This window comes from Candidatus Zymogenaceae bacterium, assembly GCA_016931225.1.
In the GTDB taxonomy this organism is placed as follows: Bacteria; Desulfobacterota; Zymogenia; order Zymogenales; family Zymogenaceae; genus JAFGFE01.
This window is the reverse complement of the sequence record JAFGFE010000043.1, coordinates 1-8,904: the sequence shown is the minus strand read 5'-3', so window position 1 is coordinate 8,904 and position 8,904 is coordinate 1. Positions and strand designations below refer to the sequence as shown.

At 53.1% G+C, this 8,904-nt stretch carries 8 protein-coding genes; 3 read left to right on the top strand and 5 right to left on the bottom strand.

The features are described from left to right. Positions 1–173: 173 nt before the first annotated feature. Positions 174–1,235: a C-GCAxxG-C-C family protein gene (locus JW885_16530; protein MBN1883770.1), complete on the bottom strand. Its 1,062-nt coding sequence runs from the start codon at positions 1,233–1,235 to the stop codon at positions 174–176. A gap of 135 nt (positions 1,236–1,370) precedes the next feature. Next, positions 1,371–1,982: a TetR/AcrR family transcriptional regulator gene (locus tag JW885_16525; GenBank protein ID MBN1883769.1), complete on the bottom strand. Its 612-nt coding sequence runs from the start codon at positions 1,980–1,982 to the stop codon at positions 1,371–1,373. Positions 1,983–2,656: 674 nt separating this feature from the next. Between JW885_16525 and JW885_16520 the strand changes: the two genes are divergently transcribed. Together JW885_16520 and JW885_16515 are read left to right on the top strand one after the other, a co-directional pair. Continuing rightward, entirely contained in the window at positions 2,657–3,604 is a 948-nt protein-coding gene (locus JW885_16520; protein MBN1883768.1) for an efflux RND transporter periplasmic adaptor subunit, read from the top strand. Between the two features lie 14 nt (positions 3,605–3,618). Continuing rightward, on the top strand, positions 3,619–6,666 hold the full coding sequence (locus tag JW885_16515) for an efflux RND transporter permease subunit (protein ID MBN1883767.1): 3,048 nt from the start codon (positions 3,619–3,621) through the stop codon (positions 6,664–6,666). 30 nt (positions 6,667–6,696) lie between these two features. On the opposite strand, the gene JW885_16510 is transcribed toward JW885_16515, so the two are convergent. Then, entirely contained in the window at positions 6,697–7,002 is a 306-nt protein-coding gene (locus JW885_16510; protein ID MBN1883766.1) for a hypothetical protein, read from the bottom strand. 48 nt (positions 7,003–7,050) lie between these two features. Between JW885_16510 and JW885_16505 the strand changes: the two genes are divergently transcribed. Next, on the top strand, positions 7,051–7,431 hold the full coding sequence (locus JW885_16505) for a hypothetical protein (protein ID MBN1883765.1): 381 nt from the start codon (positions 7,051–7,053) through the stop codon (positions 7,429–7,431). Between the two features lie 387 nt (positions 7,432–7,818). Here JW885_16505 and JW885_16500 read toward each other — a convergent pair whose 3' ends face one another. After that, the gene (locus JW885_16500; protein ID MBN1883764.1) at positions 7,819–8,469 is read right to left on the bottom strand and encodes a class I SAM-dependent methyltransferase; all 651 of its coding nucleotides are present in this window, start codon (positions 8,467–8,469) and stop codon (positions 7,819–7,821) included. A gap of 105 nt (positions 8,470–8,574) precedes the next feature. Beyond that, on the bottom strand, positions 8,575–8,904 hold a 330-nt coding region (locus JW885_16495), incomplete at its 5' end, for an ATP-binding cassette domain-containing protein (protein ID MBN1883763.1).

Genomic DNA, 8,904 nt, shown 5'->3' with positions numbered 1-8,904 from the left:
TCAACGGCGACATCGCCGGGTTCATCCAGAAACCGGCGACAATGATGGAATTTTTAAAAAAAGTCCGAAGCGCCATCGATCGATAGGAATCGGAGAGAATCCCCTGAAGATGACTCCCTGTTTAAGAATCCCGTCGACTCCTCCTCTCCGATACCGAAGCGGCTCACCTTGCCTTAAGCACCGACGAGGAGTTCCCTGACCTTTTCGGCGGTTTCATCGGTGATGTTCCGACATCTCTGGACACCGTCTCCCTCGATATATTTTTCTACGCCTTTGGGTGTCGAGATGTCGGCGCCGATGATCTCCCGGCATTGTGTGGAGCCGAACTGTTCGGTAAACCATTCACCCAGCACCGTGCCGACATTCATGGGTCTGTTGAACGCATTCACGTCGTCGGCCAGGGCGTCCTTTCCGTTCTTCATCATCCACATCATTCTGAGCACCCTGGGGACACTGTCCTCGATTTCGCCGATGGCCGAACCGATGGCGACGACCCCTGCGGTGAATGCGCCGCAGGTGAGCCCGGAAAGCGCTGTCCCCCCGATAAATCCCCGGGTGGCGTCTCCGATAATCGTGTCGTAATCGATAAGATCGGAGACGCCCGAAAGGACACTGTGGGCGCAATGGAAGGATGCGTCCCGGAAGACATTGAGCAGCCTTTCATACTCTTTTATGAGGTCGGCGGAAAGAAGGTCTGTCCCACCGATCAGTTTCGCCCGAGAAACGAGCCCCTTCGCTGAGCAAACCGCATTCATGCACGCCTCCATGCCGGATTTGGGGGTATTGATGCCGTCACACCTGAGGCTTTTGTGCATCGTGTGAAACGCCTTCATGTAGTTCCTGCCGACGTGTATAAAAAGGGGAACGCCTTCCACCTCTTCGTCCATCCCCGGCGTCAGGCCCAGGTGCATGAGCGACGACGTCACGCCGCCGCATTCACATCCCATATTCCCGATGCCTCCGGGGAGGCCAGAGGAGAGCGTGATCAATCGCGTGTAATCGGTGTCGCGTCGCCCTTTTTCTATGAGCGTATGCATGACGGTCGGGGCGCAGTGTCCCATGCGGAGCATCGTCCCCATGCACCGGACGCGATCCAAAAAGGGCGATGTGCACCCGCCGGCGCCTCCCGCCGACAATACGGCGCCGCCGCCGAACAGAAGGGCGCCCGCCACACATGATGTTGCCGCCGTCTTGTGAAACTCTCTTCGTGAAAGGACAACGTTTTCAATCTTCATCGTATGTTTTCGCCTCCGTGTTTACTGTGTCCGACCTCTGTGTCGGAGTGTTCGTATATTTGTAGGGCATCACCCGTATTGCAATTCACCCCGATCCTATAAGTGAATATATTGTTCATTATATGTACAAAAAAATTACCACAGGAACCTGGAAACGCCGAAGAAGTGGTAATCCAAGAGGTTGTCAAAGGCGGCCCGTATTTGATCCGCCCGGGTATATGACTTGAGGATTTCCACAACCGCATTGTAGAGATTTTCGTAGATAAGACGAAGCATACGGAGCTTCAGCTCATCGACATGTATGGGATGTTCGATCGTATTCGTGTATCGCATGGCCATATTTGTCATCAGGTCGACCAATTCATCCTTGAATCCCAGATAGGGATTCCCCTCCCTCTCCTCCATGGTAATGACAATCTGGCGTCGGTATGTCACAAGGTACTCGAAGAGCTGTTCGTCCATCAGGTCCATTGCCGGTGCATGTCGGGCGTTTTTGAGGTCCATACCGTCGGCAATCATGAATTTGCTTCCGATCATGTCCCTCAGACCGTCGATGATATCCATCGGTACCAGGGTATTGAAAAGCTCCTTTTTGTTTTTATAATATCGATAGATATTACCGACGGAGACTCCGGCGTGACGTGCGATATCGGCCATCACCGCCCCCTGATACCCCATCTCATAAAACGTCTTCAAGGCGGCGTCGTCTATTTTTCGCTTGATGTCTTCTTTGAGCATCTGTGCCACATCACACCCCCTATAATGAATATATTATTCATTATTAGCGTCCTGTCAAGAAAAAAATGCGTCCCGCCGCCCGAGTGAATGTCAAGGAATCGTATGTGGAGTGATGCCGCACCCGCTTCGGTGGAGTACGGGGAAACGCCCGCTCATTTTCAAAAAACCGTATGGGATCCTTCGAAATACCGAAGTCATATGATCTTCTCTCCGCGGCTGAGTGAGCGGACACCATGAGATACGAGAACCTTTTTTTGCTTTATCTGTCTCATTTTGTAGTATAATTTCACCTTTGAGGTCGACTGTCGTCTCAACACAACGCGTGCCGGAATCGAAAGAGGCAATACGAGTGAGATACCACCACACGGCTCAAGCCGGATGTTGTGCATCCCGTTTCAGAGTTTCAAAAACCGGTTTCTTTCAAACCACCTTCTCCTACGTTATTTCGAATGAATGCATGCACGCACAGGGAGGACGCCTCCCTGACATTCTGACCGCTCGATCAGAAATCCGACATGCTCCGAGAGTCGTTTTCGAAAAACGGTCACCCGTCACATCATTCGTGATCGACAGCGGCCGTTTTAAGGGGGACAGGTACCCGAGCGGTTGCCCCCTTTCCAGTAGCGGCGGCTCCGCCGATGAGTAATATACCGTTAACCTGAACCAACAGAGATGAGGTACACGTGGACCTGAAACCGAAACGAAAATATATATATGCGGCAATCGGGGCGCTCATCGTTGTGGTGCTCCTGCTCTCTTTCATGCTCATCGTGAGACCGTTTTCTTCCACAAAAAACGGAGATCTCTCCGAAAACGCCATGGAGAATTCCTCGGCGGTCCCGGTGACGGTCACCGAGGTCCGTCCCGGTAAGATCAGAAACACCCTCTTCTATACGGCGGTGCTGTTCGCCGAGGATGAGGTCGAGGTATACGGCATCGCCGACGGCAAGGTCATCGAGTATCGATTCAAAGAGGGGGACCGGGTACGACGGGGAGACATCCTTGTCACGCTTGAGCGCCAGGAGATGTACGATCGGTATCTTCCTCTCAATGTCAGGGCGCCTATAAACGGGGTGGTTGCGCGAAACTATCTTGATACCGGCGAACTTGCAACGACCCAAACACCGCTTTCCCTCATCGTCGGAAGCAACAAGATAAAGGCGATCATCCACGCGCCGGGAGCCGATACGGGCCTCATAGAGGTCGGGATGGGGGCGGAGCTTGTCGTTCCGGAAATGCCCCGGGAAATTCATCCCGGGACGGTCAGCGAGGTCAGCCCGGTTCGGGACGCCGACACCCGAACGTCGCGGATCGAGGTGCTGTTTGAAAACGACGGCGCTGAGCTGGTATCCGGCATGTTCGGAGATATAGAAATCATCATCGAAGAGAAGTCTGATGTCCTGACCCTCCCCACGAGCGCCCTGCTCTTTGAAAAATCCGGCAGGGAGGATCCCTTCTGCTTCGTCGCCAGTGACGACGATACGGCCCGAAAGCGTTCCCTCTCCCTGGGAATTGTAACCGAGGACCTGGTTGAGGTCCTTTCCGGCCTTGAAGCCGGAGAGATCGTGATCATCGACGGCAAGGAAAACCTGGAAGACGGCTGTGCCGTGCTGGTAATCGACACCCTGTAGAAGAAACGCTCACTATGTCCATATCCCGATTTTCGGTAAAGAACTCCGTTCTCATCAATATGATCACCGTCGCCGTTCTTATCCTGGGGGTGTATCACACGACCCGGCTGAGCCGTGAAGTGTTCCCGTCCGTCGATTTTGGATATATCAGGGTAACCACGACATACTCCGGCGCTTCACCCGAAGAAATTGAAAAACTCATAACCATCCCCATCGAGGATGAAATATCGGACATTGACGGCATCGAGGAAATCACATCAACCAGCTCCGAGGGTGTCTCGTCGATATCGATCAAGGCCGAGGCGAACATCGTCGGGGCGAAGCTCGACAGGCTCCTCGATGACGTAAAGAACGAGGTGGACAAGGTTAATGACATTCCCGAAGACGCCGACGATCCGAACGTGGTGAAGCGTGAGCCCCGATTCGATGTCATAACCATCGGCATCTGGGGCGATGCGGACCGGGAACGGCTCCAGGAGACCGCCGATCGGCTGAAAGACGAACTGGAGCTGGTGGAGGGTGTCAGCACCGTTGAAATGGAAGGGTATCGCGACCGCGAAATCTGGGTGGAGGTGGATCCCCGAAAACTGGAGTCGCTCTCCCTCAATCTCGATGAAATAGTCGCCGCCATCAAACAGCAGAACCGCACCATCCCGGGCGGAAGCGTCGATTCGGGGTCGAAGGAGCTGTTGATCCGCTCCATCGGAGAGGTGGTGGATGCGGACGACCTGGGGACCATCGTCATCCGCTCGTATCCCGAAACGGTCCTGACGCTCAAGGACGTTGCGAAGATCACGGAGACATTCGAAGAGGAAACATCTTACAACAGGCTCAACGGGCGTCGCGCCGTGCTGCTGACCGTAAAGAAAAACTCGTCGGGCGATGTCATAGATATCGCGCGGGACGTCAGGGCAATCGTAGAAAACGAGCGAGAGCACCTGGAAAGCGGCATGACGCTCTCCCTGGTCGATGACGAAGCGGCCCACGTTATAAAGAGGCAAAAGACGCTTCTCTTCAACGCCCTTCTCGGCATGTTCCTGGTAATATTAATTTTATATGCCTTCCTCGATTCCCGGGTCGCATTCTGGGCTTCCGTCGGAATCCCCTTCTCCTTTTTGTCCGCGATCATCATCATGAGCTTCATGGGTATCACCCTGAACCTTCTGACCATGTTCGCCCTTATCCTTGTCCTGGGCATCGTGGTCGACGACGCCATCGTCGTCTCCGAGAATTTCTTTCGGTATCGTGAAATGGGATACACGGTCGGCGAGGCGTCGGTTCGGGGGGCCGATGAGGTCCTGATGCCCGTCGTCGCCGCCATCGCCACGAATATCGCGGCATTCGTCCCGCTCTTTCTCATTTCGGGAATCATCGGGAAGTTCCTGAAGTTTATTCCCCTCGTGGTCATCGTGACCCTGGTGGCCTCGCTGGTGGAGGCGTTTTTGATTCTGCCGTCACACCTCAATGAGTTCGCCAAAAACAAAGGCGCGGAGGCGTACCGGGAGGTGCGCACATGGTTCTCACCGATCAGGGAGTACTATGGACGGGTTCTCGGTGTCCTCTTGAATCGACGCTATCTTGTTTTCCTGAGTCTTTTCGGTGTCGCCGTCGTCACCATCATCTTCGGGCTTTTCACCCTGCGGTTCGTTTTCATGGGGCAGTCCATCGCCGAGACATTCCGGGTTTCCATCAACATGCCGACGGACAGCAACCTGGAAGAGACGGATACTGTCGTCAGGGAGATCGAGGATATTATCGCCGGTCGACCCGAAGAGGAAATATCCGCGATCATCTCATCGGTGGGAGGAACCTCCACCTCATACAGGGGCCGCATTACCGTGGAGCTGACCGAATACGGGTACAGGAAAATCGGCGCGGAGAGCATCATCGAGGACATCCGAGAACAGACCGATATGATCGCAGGACCCACATCAATCGTCTATCGCTCTCAGCGAAGAGGCCCTTCCTCCGGCTCCCCCGTGGAGGTAAAAATACAGGGGGATGAATTTTCGACCATCCTGGACCTGGTCGAAGATTTCGAAACCGAGATGGAAGGTATCGAGGGGATTGTCGATATCACCAATGATTATGAAAGGGGAAAGGAAGAGATACAATTCACGTTCGACAGGTACGTGATGGGCGCTCTCGGACTGAATATTACGGATGTCGCCGGAGAGCTTCGCACCGCGTTTTCGGGAAGCAGTGCCGGAGATGTCATCCGGGGTACGGACAGTATCGATATCGTCGTCAAGTTCGACGAAGAGATGCAAAACATCGAGCGTCTCATGAACTTCTCCATTTTGAACCCCGAAGACTACAGGATTCCCCTGAGGACCTTTTCGGAGATCGTCTACAACGACGGAATGCTGAGCATCAATCACATCGATCGTGAAAGAACCCTGACCGTCACCGCCAATGTCATCGAGGGAGAACTCACATCGAAGGAGGCCAATGAGATTCTCATCGACACATTCGGAACCAGGAGCACGACGTATCCCGGCTATACATTCACCTACGGCGGTGAATATGAGGACACGATGGAGTCCATCTTTTCGCTGCTGAGGTCTCTTTTTCTCGCCCTCTTGATCATTTACATCATCCTGGCGGCGCTCTTTCGATCCTACCTGCAGCCTTTTATCATCATGGCGACCGTTCCGTTTTCATTTATCGGCGTCGTCCTGGGACTCTTTATCATGAACATCGAGCTTTCCCTCATGGCGGGCATCGGCATCATCGCCCTCGTGGGGATCGTCGTGAACGACTCCATCGTGATGGTCGACTTCATCAACAAGGAGAGGGACAAGGGGATGGATATATTCGAGTCGGTCGTGGAAACGGGGAAAATACGCCTGAGGCCGATTCTCCTCACATCCCTGACAACCATCGGGGGGCTCTTTCCCATGGCCATCGGCATAGGCGGCAGGGAGCCCATGCTGACGCCGATGGCGGTATCCATCGTATGGGGATTGGCCTTCGCGGTGCTATTGACGCTCATCGTCATCCCCTGTCTCTATATCATCGTTGAAGATATCAAAAAGAGATTCAGGAGAATTGAAGAGTAACCCACGGGAACGTCTTACGACGAGGCAATACTATTCAGGTAAAACAGGAGATGTATTTTCAAGCTCACCGATGACCCTTTTCGATTCCGCATCCTGATCGGTCCAGGGATCATAGTCGATAATTGCACTGTCCACATTCCTCTTCGAAAGTTCACGGATCAGCCTTCGCGTGAAAATCCCCTCCCCCTTCTCACACAGCAGGGGGATGACTTTCCTCATCACATCCAATTTCGGATTTTTCATAACAGCAGGATCATATCCCAACGACGTGATCCTCTCCACCGCCCGGATAAGATCGATGGTTTTCGTGGCACCGTCCGTGGGGCTGTCGTTCATCAGTATGATACCCGAAACCGAATACCCGGAATCAATATAATCCCGTATATGCGCGACAATCTTTTCGGCCTCCCTCTTGCACAACAAACTGTACCTGAAAAGCCACAATCTTCCCAGAAATGTGAAAATAAAAAAAAGGGGGGTATCTTTCCAGGCGAGAAAAATGGATTGGTATCTGAAATAGGTTTTCCTCGACACTCCGCCCCACCCGAGACGCTCAAGGCAGGGCATCGCTTCGATCCCGAAATCGTTTTTCACCAATCGATCAACCAGCTCAGTACACACCCCGGCACACACGGCGATGCCGGGAAATCGCACATTTTGATTCAAAATACACTGGCTGACAAAAACGATCCTTCTCTTTCTTTCGTCAGTGAAATCCATCACGCTCTTCAAAAAAACAAACGACTCAAACACATTGGAATGTAGGTAGAGTGTTACATCCCACGACTTCGATCAAACTCGGGTTTTTCAAATATTTGCCGCAAATCCTTAAATCGCTTGAACTCAACTCTCACGTGCTCATCCATTGCTTCCCTGAAACTCTTCGAAAAGTAAACCTTACACCCCCGGTCAAATCGTCTCCCCACTCCCCAAAAACCGGCTCCTATTATATGGTCAATTTTCACACCGCTATGAGTGTTTTCCAATTTCAGCAGCAGCCGAACGGGTAACGGTATTACCTTTTGTAACCTCCAGACGATCAATCTGTCCGGGACCGCTTCTTCCACCACTCCTTTTTTTTACCCGGGTCCAGGCCAGTCCCTGTAGGAAGGATATGGCCCCAATTTACTTGATAGTTCGACCACGGTGGTCTCACACGTCGCTTTTTTCCGGTGTTGCAACAATAAAGGCGATCGGTATTTTCTCCCGTATAATTTCCATGCTTTCAACATAAAAACCGGAACGCTCCACCAGTCCACACAGCCTTTCCCTGGTAAATCTCTGGTATCCGGGAAAACCCAGGAGAGTAATCACCCGGGATGTGATGCGCGATTTCAGCCCTTCGCCGTGACAGAATGTGGGTAAAATCGCCTTCCCCGATTCTTTTACCACCCGTTTCATCTCTGCCAGGGCCCTCTCCGGCTCTTTCATATTGTGCAGGGCGTTCGCACAGATGACCGTGTCAAACGACCGGTCCTCAAATGGGAGTTCGTATGCATCCTCGATAAAGAAGCTGATATTTTCAATGTGTCGGTCGAAGGCCTTCCGTTTCGCCTCTGCTATCATTTCCGGCGTAATATCAACGGCGTATACCACCGAAACCCTCCGGGCGATCTCCAGCGTTATCAAGCCCGTACCGGCGGCCACCTCCAGCACAACATGATCAGGACATACCTCTCGATCGATTCTTTCAATAAGCACCCGATAGCTCTCGGAAAATCGATCGAGAAACCGGTCATAGCGGGAAGCGGATCCGCTCCAAAAACGTTTCTCCTCATAGACGCGTTTTTCCTGATCGGTCATATTGTTTATTACCCGTGACTTTCCGTAAAGGGGTATTACACACATCACATGTTTTGCAATGCGCAAAAGGCTTCCGTACATTCAATGATTTCGTCGGCCCCGGCATCATGCGTCCTTGTCTATATCCTCTTCCACCCGGCCGTCCCGGAGCTTCACCAGCCGCCGGGCGTAATCCATCACCAGTCGATCGTGGGTGGAAAAGACGAACGTCGCCTTGTGGGTCTCGTTCATTTCCCGCATCATCTCCAACAGCGACGAGGCGGTTTTTGAGTCCAGGTTCGCCGTGGGCTCGTCGGCCAACACCACGTCCGGGTTGGAGACGATGGCCCGGGCGACGGCCACCCGCTGCTGCTGACCGCCGCTCATCTCGTTCGGGCGGGCGTCGATGTAGTCCTTCAGCCCCACATCGGTAAGTATGGTCTCCGCCCGCTCGAC